At 69.5% G+C, this 18,008-nt stretch carries 16 protein-coding genes; 9 read left to right on the top strand and 7 right to left on the bottom strand.

The genetic code is table 11. The features are described from left to right. Window positions 1–24 precede the first annotated feature (24 nt). Window positions 25–1,482 (bottom strand): LCP family protein, encoded by a 1,458-nt coding sequence (locus FVE25_RS30470; RefSeq protein ID WP_157250524.1) that lies wholly within the window; start codon window positions 1,480–1,482, stop codon window positions 25–27. Window positions 1,483–1,564: 82 nt separating this feature from the next. Between FVE25_RS30470 and FVE25_RS30465 the strand changes: the two genes are divergently transcribed. Then, window positions 1,565–2,581 carry a glycosyltransferase family 2 protein gene (locus FVE25_RS30465; protein WP_157250523.1) on the top strand — a complete coding sequence of 339 codons (1,017 nt, stop codon included), beginning with the start codon at window positions 1,565–1,567 and terminating at the stop codon, window positions 2,579–2,581. Here FVE25_RS30465 and FVE25_RS30460 read toward each other — a convergent pair. Both FVE25_RS30460 and FVE25_RS30455 read right to left on the bottom strand, forming a co-directional pair. After that, window positions 2,544–4,271, bottom strand: a complete 1,728-nt coding sequence (locus FVE25_RS30460; RefSeq protein ID WP_157250522.1) for a CDP-glycerol glycerophosphotransferase family protein — start codon at window positions 4,269–4,271, stop codon at window positions 2,544–2,546. The genes FVE25_RS30465 and FVE25_RS30460 overlap by 38 nt on opposite strands. A gap of 20 nt (window positions 4,272–4,291) precedes the next feature. After that, window positions 4,292–5,683: a bifunctional cytidylyltransferase/SDR family oxidoreductase gene (locus tag FVE25_RS30455; protein ID WP_157250521.1), complete on the bottom strand. Its 1,392-nt coding sequence runs from the start codon at window positions 5,681–5,683 to the stop codon at window positions 4,292–4,294. Between the two features lie 95 nt (window positions 5,684–5,778). On the opposite strand from FVE25_RS30455, the gene FVE25_RS56880 reads away from it, so the two are divergent. From FVE25_RS56880 to FVE25_RS30425, 6 genes are all read left to right on the top strand, one after another. Continuing rightward, window positions 5,779–7,236, top strand: coding sequence for a CDP-alcohol phosphatidyltransferase family protein (locus tag FVE25_RS56880; RefSeq protein WP_343046168.1), 1,458 nt, complete (start codon window positions 5,779–5,781; stop codon window positions 7,234–7,236). Window positions 7,237–7,305: 69 nt separating this feature from the next. Beyond that, on the top strand, window positions 7,306–7,929 hold the full coding sequence (locus FVE25_RS56875) for a DUF5941 domain-containing protein (RefSeq protein WP_157250520.1): 624 nt from the start codon (window positions 7,306–7,308) through the stop codon (window positions 7,927–7,929). 78 nt (window positions 7,930–8,007) lie between these two features. Further along, window positions 8,008–8,739: a phosphocholine cytidylyltransferase family protein gene (locus FVE25_RS30440; protein WP_157250519.1), complete on the top strand. Its 732-nt coding sequence runs from the start codon at window positions 8,008–8,010 to the stop codon at window positions 8,737–8,739. A gap of 11 nt (window positions 8,740–8,750) precedes the next feature. Then, window positions 8,751–9,809 carry an iron-containing alcohol dehydrogenase family protein gene (locus FVE25_RS30435; RefSeq protein WP_157250518.1) on the top strand — a complete coding sequence of 353 codons (1,059 nt, stop codon included), beginning with the start codon at window positions 8,751–8,753 and terminating at the stop codon, window positions 9,807–9,809. Continuing rightward, window positions 9,787–10,554: a CDP-alcohol phosphatidyltransferase family protein gene (locus tag FVE25_RS30430; protein WP_157250517.1), complete on the top strand. Its 768-nt coding sequence runs from the start codon at window positions 9,787–9,789 to the stop codon at window positions 10,552–10,554. The genes FVE25_RS30435 and FVE25_RS30430 overlap by 23 nt, the downstream gene beginning before the upstream one ends. A 187-nt stretch (window positions 10,555–10,741) precedes the next feature. Then, window positions 10,742–11,626 carry a glycosyltransferase family 2 protein gene (locus tag FVE25_RS30425; protein WP_157250516.1) on the top strand — a complete coding sequence of 295 codons (885 nt, stop codon included), beginning with the start codon at window positions 10,742–10,744 and terminating at the stop codon, window positions 11,624–11,626. Between the two features lie 128 nt (window positions 11,627–11,754). On the opposite strand, the gene FVE25_RS30420 is transcribed toward FVE25_RS30425, so the two are convergent. Beyond that, on the bottom strand, window positions 11,755–12,468 hold the full coding sequence (locus FVE25_RS30420) for an acetoacetate decarboxylase family protein (RefSeq protein ID WP_157250515.1): 714 nt from the start codon (window positions 12,466–12,468) through the stop codon (window positions 11,755–11,757). Window positions 12,469–12,557: 89 nt separating this feature from the next. Here FVE25_RS30420 and FVE25_RS30415 point away from each other — a divergent pair, with 89 nt between their 5' ends. Together FVE25_RS30415 and FVE25_RS30410 are read left to right on the top strand one after the other, a co-directional pair. Further along, complete coding sequence (locus FVE25_RS30415) at window positions 12,558–13,016, top strand: RNA polymerase sigma factor (RefSeq protein ID WP_343046169.1); 459 nt, start codon at window positions 12,558–12,560, stop codon at window positions 13,014–13,016. Beyond that, on the top strand, window positions 13,013–13,924 hold the full coding sequence (locus FVE25_RS30410) for a hypothetical protein (protein WP_157250513.1): 912 nt from the start codon (window positions 13,013–13,015) through the stop codon (window positions 13,922–13,924). Before FVE25_RS30415 ends, FVE25_RS30410 begins: the two co-directional genes overlap by 4 nt. On the opposite strand, the gene FVE25_RS30405 is transcribed toward FVE25_RS30410, so the two are convergent. From FVE25_RS30405 to FVE25_RS30395, 3 genes are all read right to left on the bottom strand, one after another. After that, window positions 13,921–14,829 carry a glycosyltransferase gene (locus tag FVE25_RS30405; RefSeq protein WP_246267673.1) on the bottom strand — a complete coding sequence of 303 codons (909 nt, stop codon included), beginning with the start codon at window positions 14,827–14,829 and terminating at the stop codon, window positions 13,921–13,923. The genes FVE25_RS30410 and FVE25_RS30405 overlap by 4 nt on opposite strands. A gap of 108 nt (window positions 14,830–14,937) precedes the next feature. After that, on the bottom strand, window positions 14,938–16,083 hold the full coding sequence (locus tag FVE25_RS30400) for an acyltransferase family protein (RefSeq protein ID WP_157250511.1): 1,146 nt from the start codon (window positions 16,081–16,083) through the stop codon (window positions 14,938–14,940). A 173-nt stretch (window positions 16,084–16,256) separates the two neighbouring features. Continuing rightward, entirely contained in the window at window positions 16,257–17,873 is a 1,617-nt protein-coding gene (locus FVE25_RS30395; RefSeq protein ID WP_157250510.1) for an LCP family protein, read from the bottom strand. Window positions 17,874–18,008 lie beyond the last annotated feature (135 nt).

The following is an 18,008-nucleotide window of genomic DNA, read 5'->3' as shown; positions in this document are numbered from 1 at the left end:
GTCACGTGCCCGGATAACCGGAGGTTACGCCTGTTTGCGGCAGATGTTCTGGGATGCGGTTTTGGTAGTAGGGGTGGCGGTGCTGCTCGGCGCCGGGGTCGGGCCTCCGGCCGATTTGAGCTTCTTGATCTTCGGCTGGTCGGCGCCGATGATCACCTCGATGCCGTCGATGTTCACCTCGCGCAGCTCGGCTCCCGGGATCGCGCCCGCGACCGTGCGCGCCGAGTCCGCACGGCCGGGGCCGTACCTGATGATCGTCTTCTTGAAGTCCTTCTTGGCGGTGTTGCCCGCCTGCTCCGGCACCAGGAAGCCGGACTCCTTCAGCGCGTTCCTGGTGCGCGCGCCCAGGCCGGTGATCAGGGTGCCGTTGAGCACCTTCAGCTCGATCCGCTCCGGCGGGACCGTCGCCGCGGTGCTCGGGTTCGCGCTGGGCGAGGGCTTGGGGCTGGGCGTGGCCAGGTCCTCGTCGGCGGCGATGCGGCGGAACAACTCCTTGGCGGCGTCTTTCTGCCACAGCACCGCGGACTCGCCGGTCGGCGTCTTGAAGTCGAGGTCGGCCAGCGGCACCGTGGCGAAGCGCACGTCGTCCAGCGAGACGTCGCGCAGCTGCGTGGCCAGGCCGAGCAGCCCGTCGTCCGGGTCCACCTTGATGGTCCTGAGCGTGGAGTTGACGAACGCCGCCAGCCGCCCGGGATTGCCCAGCGTGCCCGCGCTGAGCGCCTTGTTGAGCAGCGCCGAGATGACCTGCTGCTGACGGTCGATGCGATCCAGGTCGGAGCGGACCGTGGCCCGGGTGCGGGCGTAGCCGAGCGCCTGTACGCCGGCCAGCTCATGGGTGCCCGCGGCGAGGTTGAGCCCGGTCTTCGGGTCGTTGATGGCCACCGGCGTGCAGACGGTGATGCCGCCGAGGGAGTCCACCACGTCGATGAAGCCCATGACGTTGACCTCGATGTAGCGCTGGATCTTCAGCCCGGTCGCCTGCTGCACCGCCTTGACCGCCAGCGGCGCCCCGCCGAACTGATAGGCGGAGTTGATCTTGTGGGTGCCCTTGCCCGGGATCTCCGTCCAGGTGTCGCGGGGCAGGCTGACCACGGTCACCTTGCGGTGGTCGGCCGACAGGTGGATCACCATCATCGTGTCGGTGCGCTCGCCGCTCTCGCGGCCCAGCTTCAGCTGGTTCTGCTGCTTGCGGGTGAGGTTGTCGCGCTTGTCCACGCCGACCAGCAGGATGTTCATGGGACCGGTCGGCCCGGCGGGCTCGGTGATGCCCGCGTCCACCCCGGCGATCTGGCGCGGCGTCGCCCACACCACGCCGGTGCCGACGAGCACGGCCGTGGAGAGCGCCCCGGCGATCAGCAGGTTGCGCCGCCGGGCCTTCGCGCTCTTGGCCGGCTTGCGCTTGGGGCCGGTCGCGAGCCTGACGCCGCCGTAGGCGTCCCCGCCCACGTGCACACCGGCGTCCTCCTCGCCCGGGTCGCTCATGCCCTGCCCCCTTTATCCCACCGGAGGGTTCTGGCTTTCGATTGCCGTCCTCCCCTGCTCGTACAGTAGCGTGAGGCCCGCCATGAAGCAGTTGCCCGACTCGCCGCACGCGCACGCGGAGACGCGCGCCTGGCCACCCATCTCCGTCGTCATGCCCATCCTCAACGAGGAGCGGCATCTCCACGAAGCCGTCGCCATGATCCTCTCCCAGAGATACCCGGGCGAGATCGAGGTCGTTCTGGCCGTCGGCCCCTCACACGACCGCACGCAGGAGGTCGCCGACGCCCTCGCGGCGGCCGACCGGCGGATCGTCGTCGTCCCCAACCCCACCGGGCGCACCCCCAACGCGCTCAACGCCGCCATCGGCGCCTCCCGCAACGCCATCGTCGCCAGGGTCGACGGGCACGCCATGCTGCCCGACGACTACCTGCGCGTGGCCGTGGAGACGCTGGAGGAGACCGGCGCCGACAACGTCGGCGGCATCATGGCCGCCGAGGGGATCACCCCCTTCGAGCAGGCCGTCGCCCGCGCGATGACCTCCAAGATCGGCGTCGGCGCCGCCGCCTTCCACGTCGGCGGTACGGCGGGCCCCGCGGACACCGTCTACCTGGGCGTCTTCCGAAGGGAGGCGCTGGACCGCGTCGGCGGCTACGACGAGCACTTCCAGCGCGCCCAGGACTGGGAGATGAACCACCGCATCCGCCGGACCGGCGGCCTGGTGTGGTTCCAGCCCAGGATGCGCGTGACCTACCGGCCACGCCCCAACGTCAAGGCGCTGGCCAAGCAGTACTTCCACTACGGCCGCTGGCGCCGGGTGGTGGCCCGCACCCACGAGGGCACGATCAACCTGCGCTACCTCGCCCCGCCCGCCGCGGTGCTGGCGATGGCGCTCGGCCTGATCGTCTCCCCGTTCTTCCCCCTGGCACTGATCGTCCCCGGCGGCTACCTCCTGGCCATCACGGCCGGGTCGGCGCTGACCGGCAGCGGCATGTCCACGGCGGCCAAGCTCCGGCTCCCGCTCGTCTACGCGGCCATGCACGTCTCCTGGGGCTGGGGCTTCCTCACGAGTCCGCGAAAACTCGCTCGACCGCCGCGTTGAAGCGGGTCATGGCGTCCGGCTCGTCCGGGCCCAGCAGGTAGGCGCGCAGCTTCCGCCGCGCGCAGGCCAGCGTGTCCACCCCGTCCAAGAACCCGGCCAGGGCCGCGAGGTCCTGGCCCAGCAACACCCCCGCGCCCGTCGTGGGATAGCGCTCGTGGAAGGCCCTCTCGCCCATCCCCGACACGTTCGTCACCGCGTACGGCTTGCCGCCGGCCAGGAAGTCGGCCACCACGCTGGAGATGTCGGTGATCATCAAGTCCGCCTGGTTGAAGCACTCGTAGAGCTCGCCCTTCTCCACGACCAGATGCCGGATCGGCGCGGGCGAGCGCCCACCCGCCGGATGCCGGGCCTTCGACCTGGCCAGTTCCGCCGCGTCCAGCATGGCCACGATCTGCCGGTGCGCCCGCGCGGCCGCCTTGTCCCGATGCCCGGTCAGCGGATGCGGCTTGTAGACGACGCGCAGCCCCGGCCGGTGATCGAGCAGAGCCCGCACGATCCGCGGCCCCATCGCGCTCAGCGAGGTGTGGTGCAGGTCGTCGGTCCACCCCTCCCAGGTGGGCGCGTACAACACCGTCCGGTACGGCAGGCCGGGCCCCTCGGTGGAGATCCCCTCCAACTGGGGCCGCCCCACCTCGTGCACACACTCGTCACGAACGCCCACGCGGGCCCGCAGGTACCGGTCGCGCCCCGCGGGCCCGGCCACCCACACCTCGTCGTAGACCCGGGAGAACGGGTTGAACGACGCCTCCTTGTCGCTGTCGCCGTGCCCGATGAACGCGCTGCGCAGGCCCGGGATGCGGAGCATGTGGATGTTCTTGCCGACGTTGGCCACGTACAGGCACAGCCGGGCGTGGCCCAGCGCGTGGAAGCCCATGAGGTCGGCCGCGGACGGGATGGTCAGCACCGGCAGCGAGGTGGGGCCGATCCGGTCGGCCATGCCGCGCTCGCGCAGGACCACGATCGCCCGCCGGTCGATCCGCTCCAGCGTGGGCAGCCACATCCTGGCCTGGTAGGCGGCCTCCGCGGCGCCGGAGAAGTACAGGATGACCTCGGGCCGGTAGTCCCTGACCTGCTTGTCGACCACGGCGATGACGCGGGCCGCGTCGCTCAGCGGGGCGGCCCGCCGTACATAGGGGATGAGGACGAGCAGCCCGGCGCAGCCCAGCAGCAGGCCGAGACCCGCGCCCGCGGCGGCGGCCAGGGCGCCGAAGGCGGCGCCCAGCACCGGCAGCACGTCGAGGTAGAGGAAGCGCACGCCGCGGTAGTTGGTGAGGAACTCCGGCGGCATCCTCGGGATGTTGAGCGCGCCGACGTCGAGGCCGCGGGTGGTGACCGGCATGGTGGCCAGGGTCTCGCGCAGCCGGATGGCCAGGCCGGTCTGCACCGCGCGCACCCCGTGCATCGTGAACAGCCCGGCGGCCAGCGCGATGAACCACGGCGAGTCCGGCCCGGTGGTCCTGGCCACGAGGAGGACGGCGGCCATCTCCCTGATGACGAAGCGCAGCGTGACGCCGAGGTGCACCCGGGCCAGCGTGTCCGTGAACGACCTGGCCAGGCGGGGCGCGACGTACTCGGCCGCGTAGGAGACCACGGCCACGGCGGCGAACAGCAGCGGCCGCGGCCACAGGGCGGCCAGCAGCAGGAGAGGATAACTGCCCAGAAGCACGCCTATGACACAGAGTCTCCGCATGCCTTCGGACAGTAACACTCCTATCCCGTGCCGAGCCGGACGTCGATCACCTGGCCCGTCAAGTCGGAAATCAGCACGTCCAGCGAGGTCTGGGCGACGGCGCGCGGCGAGAGCAGGGTGTGCGGGGGTTCCTCACCGAAGGCGCGCTCGCGCATGGGCGTGCCGGTCCGTTCGGGGTTGACGCAGTTGACCCGGATGCCGTCACCCGCCCATTCGTCGGCCAGCGCCTGGGTCAGGTTGACCACCGCCGCCTTGGTCGAGGAGTAGAGGCTGTAGTCGGCCCGGCCCCTGGTGTAGCTGGAGGAGGTGTAGAGCAGCAGGCCGCCGCCGGTCTCGCGCAGGTACGGGTAGGCGGCGCGGGCCACGTTGACCGGGCCCAGATAGTTGACGCCGACCGTGTCCGCGATCGTCTCCTCGGTGACCTCGGCCAGCTTGCCCATGTGCAGCACGCCCGCGGTGTTGACCACGAAGTCCACGCGGCCCACCTGCGCCAGCGCCTTGGCCACCGAGGAGAGGTCCTCCACCCGCACGCCGTTCTGCGTGCGCGAGAACGAGTGCACCTCGGCCCCGTGGCCCCTGGCCAGGTCCACCACGTCGGCCCCGATGCCGTAGCTGCCGCCGAAGACGACCACGCTGCGCCCGGCCAGCGCCTCCCGGTAGTCGCGCGGGCTCGGCGCCGGCGCCTCGGACGCGGCCAGTTGGAACAGCTTGTCGGCGATGTACACGTCGACCGGGTGCGTCACCTTCATGTTGTGCTCGCTGCCCGGCACGATGGAGATCGGCACGTCCGGCAGATACCGCAGCACCACCCCGCAGTCGTCGGTGGCCGGCTGCTTGTCGAAGTCGGGGTCGGCGAAGGCCCGCTCGTACGCCTCCCTGATCACCGACAGCCGGAAGCACTGCGGCGTCTGCCCGCGCCGCAGCCGCGACCGGTCCGGGATGTCGCGGATGATCTCCCCGCGTGGCCCCGGCACCGCCACGACGACCGTGTCGGAGCTCGGAATGGCCACGTCCACCGCCGAATACGTCTCCAAGGCCCGGACACACTCGGTGATGATCCGGGGCTCCAGGAGGGGCCTTACAGCGTCGTGCAGGAGCACGTTGCATTCCTGCGGGCCGAGCGCCTTCAGTGCCCGCCACGTGGTCTCGGTACGGCTCCCGCCCCCCTCGATGATCTTGCTGACCTTGCCGAACCGGCCCCTGGCCACGATCTCCTCGACCTGGTCGAGGAAGCCAGGGGTCATCAGCACCACGATCTCGTCGATCTCCGGCGCGGCGTTGAACAGGGCCAGCGTGTGCTCCAGGATCGTCCGCCCAGCGATCTTGATCAGCTGTTTCGGCGTGTTGAGGCCGACACGCTGACCGACCCCGCCCGCGAGAACGACCCCTACAGAGCGCAACCGAGAGTCCATGCCGCGAGCGTAACGGTCTTGGTCCGTGATATCGCGTCGCCGGGTCGCTACGCTGTGTCCACGCACTCCCTCGCGACCGGGAGGAGATCTGCGCTTTGCCCGATTCACTCACGCACGAGAGCACCGCCACGTCCGCGGTAGTCCTCGCCACGACCCCGGCCTCCAGGCTCTCCTGCGCTGACGGGACCCTGCTCGACCGGATCGGCGACCAGCTCGCCACGTTGCCCGTACGCGACGTGCAGGTGGTCGCCGCCGGCAACGGGCTCGGCGCCGACCTGCGCGGCGTGGCCAGACTCGCGCGCATCTCGACCGGCGCGGTCGCGGTGGTCCCCGCCGACCTCGTCGCCCACACCGAGGCGCTCGCCCTCGTGCTGGAACACCCCTCCCGCGACACGGCGGCGCTGGTCAGCCACGACGCCTCCGCCGCGCCCATGCGCCCGCCGGTGCGGGTCGAAGGCGGCCGGATCGTGGCCGCGGGCAGCTCCTTCCACCTCGTGCCCGAGGCCAACGCCACCTTCCGCGGCGTCCTGCAGGTGGGCGAGGCCGACCTCGCCGGCCTGGCCGACGTCGCCGCGGAACTGGCCGAACTGGCCGACGGCGGGCGGCTTGGGCCGGTCACCTCCGTCGAGGCGATCGACCTGCTGCTGGTCGGGCTGGTGCGCTCCGGAATACGGGTGCGCGCGGCCTCGATCGGGCCGCTGCACTGCGACCGCGTCACCGCCCAGGCCGGCGCCGACGCCGCCATCGAACGGCTGGCCGACGTGGACGAGACCCGGGTCAGGCTGAACACCTCGGTCAAGGCCGACGACGGCTTCTTCGCCACCCACTTCGTCTCCTCATGGTCGCGCTACCTCATCCGGCCCGCCGCGCGCCTGCGGCTCACGCCCAACGCCGTCACCGGGATCTCGATCGGCCTCGCCGTACTCGCGGCCGTGTGGTTCTCGGCCGGCACGCGGGGGGCGCAGGTCGCCGGGGCGGTGCTGCTGTATCTGTCGTTCGTGCTCGACTGCCTCGACGGGCAGCTGGCCCGCTTCACCCGCTCCTTCTCGCCGCTGGGCGCCTGGGTGGACGCGATGGCCGACCGGCTGAAGGAGTACGTCGTCTACGTGGGGCTGGCCTTCGGGTACTCCGCCACGCTGCCGTGGGAGGACGGCGGGCCGGACGGCATCTGGTACCTCGCGGTGGCGGCCATGATCCTCCAGGTGTTCCGGCACTCGGTCGACTTCGCCTTCGCCGGGGCCAACTCCGACGCCGGGCGGGTCGGCGCGGCCTGGGCCAAGCCGGCGCGCTCGCTGCTGGAGTCGGCCGACGGCGGACGCTACGGCGTGCCCAAGCAGGGCGGGATGCTCGGACTGGCCCACCGGATGGAGCGCGAGAGCCTCACCCGCTGGATGAAGAAGATCATCGTGCTGCCGATCGGGGAGCGGATGGCGCTGATCGCGATCACCGCCGCGGTCTTCAACGCCCGCATCACCTTCCTGGCCCTGCTCGTCTGGGGCGGTGTGGCCGCCTGTTACACGTTGATCGGGCGGATAGCGAGGTCGATGTCGTGATCCCGGAGCGAAGGAGCTCGCTGTGAGAGCGCGAGGAACGAGCCAACGAGCAGCGAAGCGGTCGCGACCATGATCACCGTGCAGATGACCCCGGTGCCCGTCAGCAAGGTCGTGGCCTACCGCGACGACGGACCGCTCTCGCGCGGCATGGGCGCGCTGGTGGCCGGGCAGTTGCCGCCGCTGCCGCCGCTCATCGCCGGCGCCTTCGTCACCGGCGTCCTGCTGGTCATCGGCGTCGGCGGCGCCAACGGGCTGGCCGTCTTCGCCCCGGCCGTGACCCTGCTGCTGGCCGGGCCGGGCAGCAGCGCGCCGCACGACGGCCGGCTCGACTGGCTGTGCCCGCCGATCCTGCGGGTGATCGAGTACACCTTCATCGCCTCCTGCGGATTCGGCCACGCCGTACACCCGGTGTTGATCTTCCTGCTGCTGTCGGCGATGGCCTTCCACCACTACGACCTGGTCTACCGGATCAAGCAGCGGGTCTACCCGCCGCCCTGGCTGACCACGTTCGGACTCGGCTGGGATGGGAGGATGATCGCGGTCTCGCTGATCGTGATCATCGGGCTGCCGGTGACGGGGTTCGTGTTGCTCGCGGTATATCTGTGGCTGCTGTTCGGCTGGGAAAGCATTACTTGCTGGCTTGCCGCGCCCCGATCTGGGGTGGAAGCAACGGATATGGGAACACAGGACTAAGAGCGGATTACCCTCCCAGGGCGAAAAGGCAACTAACCTTTGGGGCCTGAAGAGTCACGCACGACTGAGGAGTGCACGTTGCTGGGAATGGTGCTGGCCGCTGGAGCCGGACGACGCCTGCGGCCGTACACCGACACGCTGCCTAAGGCGCTCGTGCCGGTCGACGGTGAGACCACGATCATGGACATCTCGCTGCGCAACCTCGCCGAGGTCGGGCTGCGGGACGTCGTGGTGATCATCGGCTACGCGGCGCGGGCCGTCGAGGAGCGCAAGGCGGCGCTGGAGGAGCGCCACGGCGTCACCCTCACGCTCGTGTACAACGACAAGGCAGAGGAGTGGAACAACGCCTACTCCCTGTGGTGCGCGCGCGACTACTTCGCGCAGGGCGCGCTGCTGGTCAACGGCGACACCGTCCACCCGGTCTCGGTCGAGAAGACGCTGCTGTCGGCGCCGGAGACCAGCGACATCCTCCTGGCCGTCGACGACGTCAAGAAGCTGGCCGACGAGGAGATGAAGGTCACCCTGGAGGGCGGCTCGCTCAAGCGCATCACCAAGCTGATGGACCCCGCCGACGCCTACGGGGAGTACATCGGCGCCACGCTGATCCGTCCTGGTGCCGCCGAGCGCCTGGCCGACGCGCTCAAGACCACGTTCGAGCGCGATCCGCAGCTCTACTACGAAGACGGTTACCAGGAGATGGTGGGCCGCGGCGAGCAGATCCACGTCGCGCCCATCGGCGAGGTCGACTGGGTCGAGGTGGACAACCACGACGACCTGGCCAAGGCCCGCGCTATCGCCGTCAATTACTGAGGGAGGCGCAGATGCCGCTTCTCGCGCGGATGCTGCCCGCGCCGCTCACGATGGAGGTACGGCGGGGCGCCGTCGCCCAGCTGGGCGCGGTGCTCAACGACAGCAGGGTGGCCACCAGTGGCAGGGTCGCGGTCGCCGTCGGCCCCGGCCAGGGTGACCACATCGAGGGCCTGATCGCCCCGACCCTCGGTGAGGCCGAGGTGTTCCGGGTGGCCGACGGCTCGGTGGACGCCGCCGTCTCGCTCGGCGCCGACCTGCGCAAGGGCGCCTACGAGGTGGTGGTGGGGGTCGGCGGCGGCCGGACCATCGACGCCACGAAGTACGCCGCCTCGCTGGCCGGCATCCCGATGGTCGCGGTGGCCACGAACCTCTCCCACGACGGCATCTGCTCGCCCACCGCCTCGCTGGTCTACGAGGGCGGCAAGGGCTCGTTCGGCGTGCCCATGCCGCTGGCGATCCTGGTCGACCTCGACTTCGTGCACAACGCGCCCGAGTCGCTGGTGCGCTCGGGCGTGGGCGACGTGATCAGCAACCTGTCGGCGATCGACGACTGGCAGCTGGCCAACGTGGAGCGCGGCGAGCCGATCGACGGCCTGGCCTGCTCGATGGCGCGCACCTCGGCGGAGGCGCTGATCGGGCGCGGCGACTCCATCGAGTCCGACGCTTTCCTGACGGTCCTGGCGGAATCCTTGATCCTGTCGGGCATGTCGATGGTAATCGCCGGGTCATCCCGGCCTTCGAGTGGCGGGGATCATGAGATCCTTCATGCCGTGGACCAGCTTTTCCCCGGCACCTCCAATCACGGCGAACTCGCCGGGATCGGCACGGCGTTCTGCTACTTCCTGCGCGAGGACGCGGGACGACTCCAGCAGGTCGTCGACTGCCTGCGCCAGCACCGGCTCCCGGTCACTCCCGGCGACGTCGGGCTGAGCGAGGAGCAGTTCACCGAGGCCGTCATCCTGGCGCCCTCGACCCGTCCCGGCCGGTACACCATCCTCGAGCACATGCGTCTGTCGGACTCCGAGGTGCGCGGACGGGTGGCGGACTATGTCCGGGCCTTCGGTAGCTGAGCTGCGGGCGGTCGCCCAGCCTGAGGGCCACCTCGACCGCAGAAACGGCGAGCACTGGGCGGGCGTGCTCTACATGCGCGCCATCTCGATCCGCGTCACCTGGCTGCTGGCCAGGACGCGGGTCACGCCCAACCAGCTCACCTGGGTGATGACGATCGCGGGCGTGCTGGCCGGGTTCGCGCTGGCGATCCCGGGCCTGTGGGGCGCGCTGCTGGGCGTCCTGCTCGTGCAGGTCTACCTGCTGCTCGACTGCTCCGACGGCGAGCTGGCCCGCTGGACCGGCAAGACCTCGCTGGCCGGCGTCTACCTCGACCGGGTGGGCGCCTACTTCACCGAGGCGGCGGTCCTGGCCGGGCTGGGCTGGCGGGCCTCGCAGGTGCTGCCCGACTGGTACACCGTGATGGGCTTCGCCGCCGCGCTGGGCGCGATCCTCATCAAGGCCGAGACGGACCTGGTGGACGTGGCCAGGGCCAAGGGCGGGCTGACGGCGGCCAGCGAGGCGTCGGGCGTGCAGTTCCGCTCCGGGCTGCTGGGGCTGGGGCGGCGGATCCTGTCGGCGACCAAGTTCCATCGGATCGTGCAACCGATCGAGCTGTCGCTGCTGGCGCTGGGCACTGCGGTGATCGACCTGGCATCGGGAACCATGACCGCGACCCGCGTGCTCGTGGTGGCCTGCCTGGTGGCCGCGGCGTTGCAGACGGTGTTGCACCTGGTGAGCATTCTGGCATCGAGGCGGCTTGCGTGATTTCAGGGAGGAACCGGTCAGGCTCGGCGTCCGTCGTATTGTTCGGACGTCCGCCGTTCGGTGGGGGTTCACCCACGGTTCCGATACCCTTAGCTCCACCCATAACAGGAAATGTGCAAACCAGCAGACTCGGTGATCATGAAAGAATGCTCCGCTCGTGCCTTCAACGCGTCCAGGTGATGACCCGTTGAAGATCTCGTGCGTCATCCTCACCATGGGCAACCGGGTCGCGGAGCTGAACCGGGCGGTCGAGTCCGCGCTGAACCAGGTCGACGGCGACGTCGAGGTGGTGATCGTGGGCAACGGGGCCGACGTGCCCGAGGTGACGGCGACGCCACCCGAGGGCTCGGCCGCGACCGTGAAAACGGTCCGCCTCGAGCACAACACCGGCATCCCGGCCGGACGTAACCGGGGCGTCGAGGAGTGCTCGGGCGACGTCGTGCTGTTCCTGGACGACGACGGCTGGTACGCCAGCCAGAAGGTCGTCGCCCACGTGCGCGACCGCTTCGCCACCGAACCCGACCTGGCCGTCATCTCCTTCCGCGTGATGGACCCCGACGGCGGCGTCGGCCAGCGCCGGCACGTGCCGCGCCTGCGCGCCGGCGACCCGCAGCGCTCCTCGCCGGTGACGACGTTCCTCGGCGGCGCCTCGGCCATCCGCCGCTCGGCCTTCCTCCAGGTGGGCGGGCTGCCCGAGCGCTTCTTCTACGCGCACGAGGAGACGGACCTCGCCTGGCGGCTGCTCGGCGAGGGGTACCGGATCGAGTACGACGCCGAGACGGTCATGTACCACCCGCAGGTGCCGCCGACCCGGCACGCCGACTTCTACCGGCTCAACGCCCGCAACCGCGTCTGGCTGGCCCGCCGCAACCTGCCGTGGCCGCTGGCCGCCCTGTATCTGGTCAACTGGGTCGTGCTCACGCTCCTACGCGAGCGCGGCTCGGGTCCGGCGCTGCGGGCGTGGTTCCGCGGCTTCTTCGAGGGGCTGCGCACCCCGGCGGGCGAACGCCGCCCCATGGCCTGGAAAACCGCCTGGCGCATGGTGAAACTAGGCCGTCCGCCGATCGTGTGATGATTTTTTACGGCGCGGCCGCCCCCACGCCACCCGCCGTCGTGGGCGGGCGCCGATCGTGGGGGTCGCTTCTCACGTCGGACACACGGCCCGCCGTTACGGCGGGCCGTTAGCCCGGTTCTCGGTTCTCAACCCTCCACGTTGACCGCGGGGCCGAAGGTCATCCGAGCCCGGTCCACCGTGGTACTCAGTAGCGCCCGTTTCGGCAGGCCCAGTTCGCTGAGCTCCTTGGCCACGGGGTGGTTGCCCAGGCGGACCAGGGCGCCTCCCGGTCTGATCCGGACGCCCGTCGCCGACATCTCGGCGCCGATCTTCCGTGTCATGCCGTCGCGGTGGGTGTAGGCGGTGAGCGGCAGGGCCGAGCGTGGGCTGGGGAAGCCGGGCTTCAGCAAGAGGTCGATGACCAGGCGGCCGTCCTTTCTGACGATGCAGCGCTTGTAGGGGGACGACAGCCGCAGGTCGATGTCGGCCAGTTCCTTGGGGAAGCCCCACATCTCGCGGCCCGCCTCCATCGTGAACGACTGGTTCACGGGCAGCCAGTGGATGAACGCCGCGCCGTTTCGCAGGTCGGACAGGCCCGCCGTACTCGCCGAGCCTGGTTGGCGCACCAGGAACGCCACTCCGAACTCGTGGTAGGTGTCCAGGTCGCCGTCGCGATAGTCGACGAAGATCAGCATGCAGATGGCCTTGCCGGGCAGCACCTCGGCCACATCCATGCCCGAGTAGGCGATCACCGCGCGGGCGGGGTCGGCGCGTACCGGGAACATCGTGCTGCAGACCGTCGCGTCTCTCACCCGGACAGGCAGGTTCACCGTGCGGCCCTGGATCAGATGCGATGCCATGACCCCAGTACATCAACCTTCAAGCGATGTGACCATTCCTGTCCTGATCTCGTCTGGTGTGATGTGAATGCCGGAACTACGCGGAGGCCATCATCATCGAGGAGCTCTATCGCGAGCACTGGTCGCTCGTGTGCGGGTTTCTTCTGCGCCGGACCCGCGACCCCCATCTCGCCGAAGATCTCGCCCAGGAGACCTTCGTCAAAGCCACCCGGGCGCTGCTCGGCTGGCGGGGTGAGAACCCCGCGGCCTGGCTGCTGGCCATCGCCCGCAACGTCCTGCTCGACCACGTCCGCCGCAGGCGTACCGAGCTGGCCTTACCCGATCCGGACGACCTCGGCGTGCCGCCCATCGGCGTGGACGCGCTGGAGGTCCGTGACGTGCTCGACCGGCTGCCGGCCCAGCACCGCAAGCTGCTGGAGCTGGTCTACCTGGAGGGGTTCTCCATGGTCGAGGTGGCGGCCATGACCGGAAAGAAGCACAACACGATCAAGACGGCGGTGTGGCGGGCCAGGGCGACCTTCGCCGAGGAATATGGAGCGACCCGATGAGCGAGCTGGATCTGCCGGACTTCGACCCCAGGGCCACGCGGAGGGCGGTGCGGCGCGGGCTGCTCAAGACGGCCTCGCTCGTGCTGGCCGGGCTGCTGGCGCTCGTGCTGGTGCTGGTCGTGGCGCCGATCCTGTTCCAAAGGGGCGGCACGGACCGGATGTACGACGTGTATGCGACGGCGTTCAAGATGTACAACCCGGGCTACCGGATCCAGGTTGGCGAGTGCTGCGAGGCGACGCCCTGGTCGAAGAGCCTGCCGCTCACGGCCACCCAGCTCAGGGCCTATGGCGGGTTCTCCAGCAGGACGGAGGCAGCCTACAAGATCACGAAGAACCTCTTCGGCGGGCTCGATCATCTGCCACTGGGCAACGAGGCCAACACGTCGGTGGCCAGAGCGCTGAGCAGGGTCGGCCACAAGGACCCGATCGGCAAGAAGGAGGCCCGCGAGATCCTTGCCGGGCTGCCGAAGGCCATGAGGGCCCTGGCACTCGTGGAGTTCAGCCGGCCCGCCACAGCCGAGCAGTTGGTGGCGTTCGGCAAGCGCTACGAGGCATGTCCCGAGCGGATCGTCTACGAGGCCAGGCCCGGATCCCTGCCGATCACCTTCGGGCCGTTCACGTGGGAGCGGTCGCCGGTCGAACCGAAGTCGGGCTGGTGCTACGACAACCCGCCTGAGATCCTGGCGGAGTTCCGCTCGTGGGACAAGATCCTTCAGCCCTCCGACACGGACGACCTACGCGACTTCGACCTCACCCTCGACCGCGTGCGGAAGGCGGCCAAGGCCGGCCTGGCCTACGCATATCTCGACGAGGGTGTGAAGGTCGAGCGCCTGCAGAAGCTGCTCGAAGATCCGCAGGTGCTCTCGGTGGCGCTTATCGACGTCACCTTCGACATCGCCAAGTTCTAGACCGCCAGCGAGTGCGCCACCCCCGCCAGCGACTCCACCCTGGCCACGAAGGCCGGGGCGTGGTCGGGCCAGTGGTGGTGCAGGCGGGCGTAGGTGTGGCCGCGGGCGCCCATGTTGGCCCGGCGGTCGGGGTCTTCCTTGAGGTCGAGTACGGCATGCCGTACCGAATCCACATCGAACGGGACGACCAGCCCGCACCGGGCGGTCTGCACCAGCGTGCCCGACTGCGGCGTGGTGATGACCGGCACCCCGCGGCCCATGTAGTCCAGGACCTTCGTCGGGACGCCGGTGACGTCGGCCGGAGCGAGCGAGATGCCGGCCAGCGCGCCTTCGATCATGCGGAGCGCGTGGCGGTTGGGCACGTGGCCGTACCAGTCGAGCAGGCCGACCCGCTGGGCGTCGCGCAGCAGCACCCGCGCCTCGCGGTCGGCCTGCCCGATGAGGTCGAGCCGGATGCCGTGCGGCACCAGGCGCTCGGCCAGCGTGATCAGCTCGGCCGCGCCGCGGGCGGCGGTCAGCCGGCCGAGGTGGACCACCCTGGTGTCGCCCGGAGGGGGAGGGGCGGGCGCCACCAGGGTGGCCTCCGGCACCACGGATGGCGAGATCACGTGGTGGCGGCGCTCGGCCCGCGCGGTCCGCCGGGCGTCGGCGGGCTCGCGAACATCCCAGACGACCGGCGGGTGCCGGTAGGGGAGTGCGCGCAGCAGGTCGGCGTCGTGCACGAGAAGCACGTCCGCGTTCTTGACGCCCCGGCGCAGGGCGGCCCGCGCCCGGCCGGTTCCGGCGCCGCGCGGCACGTCGATCGCGGTGATCGGATGCGGCGGCGTCACGTTGAAGAAGGTGAACGGCGCCACGTACGTGATGTCGTGGTCCGCGTCGAGCAATGCGCGGATCTGCCGATGCATGATCCGGGCATCCTCGGGGTGGTGGTTAATCGTCGCGACACATACCCGCATGCCTCTGATGCTGCGGTTTGACCGGGTCAGTCAGGTGAAGGGCGGTGGAACTGATGATTAACTTCCGGAAGGGCGACGGTATAGCCAGGTCAAGCGTGGCTCAATGACCCACTTGAAGATCGTCCTGGTCTCGGGCAGGCACAGGATGATGGCCAGCGCGAACGCGCTCGAGCTGATCGCCAGCACCCCCAGCGGGCCCTGCAGCCAGGGCAGGTCCAGCCAGCCCTGATCCTTGGCGATCAGCACCGGGATGCCGTGCAGCAGATAGGCGTAGAGCGTGCGGGTGCCGAGGTCGGAGTACCACGTCTCGCTGCGCGGGACCAGCGACAGCACGGCGAAGGACATGGCCAGCGAGCAGACCAGCAGCCCGGTGCGCAGCCCCAGGCCCATGTACCAGGACAGGTCCATGTCCTGGTAGCTGTGCTTGAAGTAGAACGGCATGAGCGTGAGGTTGAGCTTGGCCACGACGATCGCGCAGGCGGCCGCGCCGAGCAGGGTGAGCGCGGAGACGATCCTGACCCACCGGCGGCCGAGCAGCTCGAAGTGCTCGGGCTTCATGACCAGGCCGATGACGAAGAAGGGCAGCAGGCCGAAGAAGCGGTCCATGCTGAAGTCGCCGGTGATCTGCGAGAACCCGGCGAACAGGTAGATGGCGATGGCCACCGGGATGGGGAACTTCATCCGCTTCCACACCGGTGTGGACAACCGCCAGAACAGCAGCGCCAGCAGATACCAGTTGAGCCACGCCGGATCGATGATCGTCAGGCTCCACTTCTGCCCGACGGCGGTGCGGAGTACGGCGTAGCCGACCTCGACGATCACGTAGGGGATGACGAACGTGTCGACGAGCTTGTTGGTCTTGGCGTTGGAGTTCCAGAAGTTGCGCGACAGGTAGCCGCTGATGAGCACGAACAGCGGCATGTGGAACATGTAGATGTAGATGTACAGCGACCGCGACGAGTCGGTGTTGAGCGTCGGCACCAGCGAGTGGCCGACGACCACCAGCGCGATGAGCACGAACTTGACGTTGTCGAGATACGGGTCGCGCTTCTTGCCCGGCGGCGGTTCGGGCGCGGCCTGCGGCTCGGGTCGCTCGTGTCCCCAGAAGTCCTCGTCCTGCTTGGGCAGCGGCCACCGGTTCTTGGCGTCGGTGGAGTCCTGTTGCGATCCGGTCGCAGGGAGTGAGGATCTGGTGTCAGTCACGTGGAAGACGCTCAGTTCGTTCGGGGTCGGGGGAATGCGACCGCCCGCCTCGACTGACGCCTGGCCGGCGCCGGGCGAGCGCAGTCGCCGACCCGATCAACCTTAGCCCTGGTGGGGTGTTCCTGTCGCTCTGGGAACTCCAAGAAGGCCGTATTTACAGGGAACTTGGAGGTTCACGTGCAGACGTTGGACTGTTTTGCGGTGACTGTGTTCTGCTCGACCTCTTGGGAGACCTTGGTGACTTTTACCCCCTTCCAGTCGTCGCCGACGATCAGCTGGACGACTGGGGGTTTCGTACCGTCGGTGGTCTTGGCCGGCGGGACGGTGGAGGTGTAGGTCTCGGTGGTCAGCGGCTTGACCGCGCCCTTGATCGGCGTGATCGACGGCGTGGCCGACTTGCCGACGACCGAGGCGTAGTCGGCGCCGGTGGCGGCCTTCTTGCCGTAGCGCAGCTCGGACTTGGGCACCGCGCCGGTGGCCGGCTTGTAGTTGCCGAGGCTGACGACCCGGAAGCCTTCCTTGGTCAGCTGGTCGGCGACCTCGCGGGCCTTGCCCACGGTGTTGGTGCCGTTGAGCACCTGGACCTCGACCTGCTCGGGCTTGAGCGCGACCTTCGGCTTGGCGCTGCCGGTCGGTGTCGGCTCCGGGTCGACGATCTCGACATCGGTCTTGATCATGTTGAAGAGGTCGTTGGCCGCGGGCTGCCGCCAGACCACGCGGTTGCGGTCCGTGGGGTCGGCGCCCCACGGCACCGTGATGAACTTGACGTCGCCCGCGGTCATCTTGGCCGCGCTCTGCGCGATCTGGATGAGCTTCTCCGGGTCGTCGGCCAGGCCGGGGTCCATGGTGACCGACTGGCCGGCCGCCTTGATGAAGCCGGAGAGCTTGGGCACGTTGGTCAGCAGCTCGCTGCTGGTGGCCTTGGCCACGACCTTGCCGAGGAAGAGCTGCTGGCGCCGGATGCGCTGGATGTCGCTGCCGTCGCCGTAGTTGCGCAGCCGGACGAAGCCGAGCGCCTTCTCGCCGTCGAGCAGGCTTCTGCCCGGGGGCAGCGTGAGCTTGGACTTCTTGTCGTTCACGCCGCTCTTGAGGCAGATCTCGATGCCGCCGAGGGCGTCGACGATGTTCTTGAAGCCGCTGAAGTCGACCTCGGCGAAGTGCTGGATGGGGATGCCGGTCAGGGTCTCCAGCGTGGAGATCGTGCAGGCGATGCCGCCCTCGTTGTACGCCGAGTTGATCATGCCGCGGTGCGGCGCCATCACGGTCTGCGTGGCCTCGTTCTCGCAGCGCGGGATGTCGACCATCGAGTCGCGCGGGAAGCTGATGAGCTTGGCGCCGTCGCGGTTGGGCGAGATGTGCATCAGGATGATCGTGTCGGTGCGCTTGCCGGCGTCGCGGCGCGCGTCGAGCTGGCCGTACCTCGCGTTGCCCTTGCCCTCGCGGGTGTCGGAGCCGACCAGGAGGATGTTGAGCGCGCCGGTGGAGTTGGCGGGGCGCGGGTTGAGGATCTTCTCGTTGACGTTCTTCTTGTTGATGGCGCCCATGGCGTCGCGGTAGAGCGTGTATCCGGTCAGCGTGCCGGCCACGGCCACGCTGGTCAGGCCGATGCTGACCCAGGCCAGGATGCGCATCTTGCCGGGGCCGCCGCCGCTCTTGGCGCGGCGTCCGCGCGGCGGCTGGTCGTCGGGGGGAGGAGGTGGCGCGGCGGCTCTGCGCGGTCCGCGCATCCCGCCCGGGTCGGTCTGGGCGGTCCTGCGGTCCTGGACGGTGGCGCTGCGATGGTCACTCATACGCCCCCCTCAGCTCCAACACGGCCCTCCTCTGTTCGAAGAATTCGCCAGGCCGCATCCAGCTGGCTCAGTCGCACACTGAGCCATGAGACTAGGTCACGTACGGCGTGCTCGGTGCCACGAACGACCGAATCG

It is taken from the genome of Nonomuraea typhae (assembly GCF_009760925.1).
Classification (GTDB): Bacteria; Actinomycetota; Actinomycetes; order Streptosporangiales; family Streptosporangiaceae; genus Nonomuraea; species Nonomuraea typhae.
Note: the sequence above shows the minus strand (reverse complement) of the source record. Positions and strands in the feature narration are given on the sequence as shown.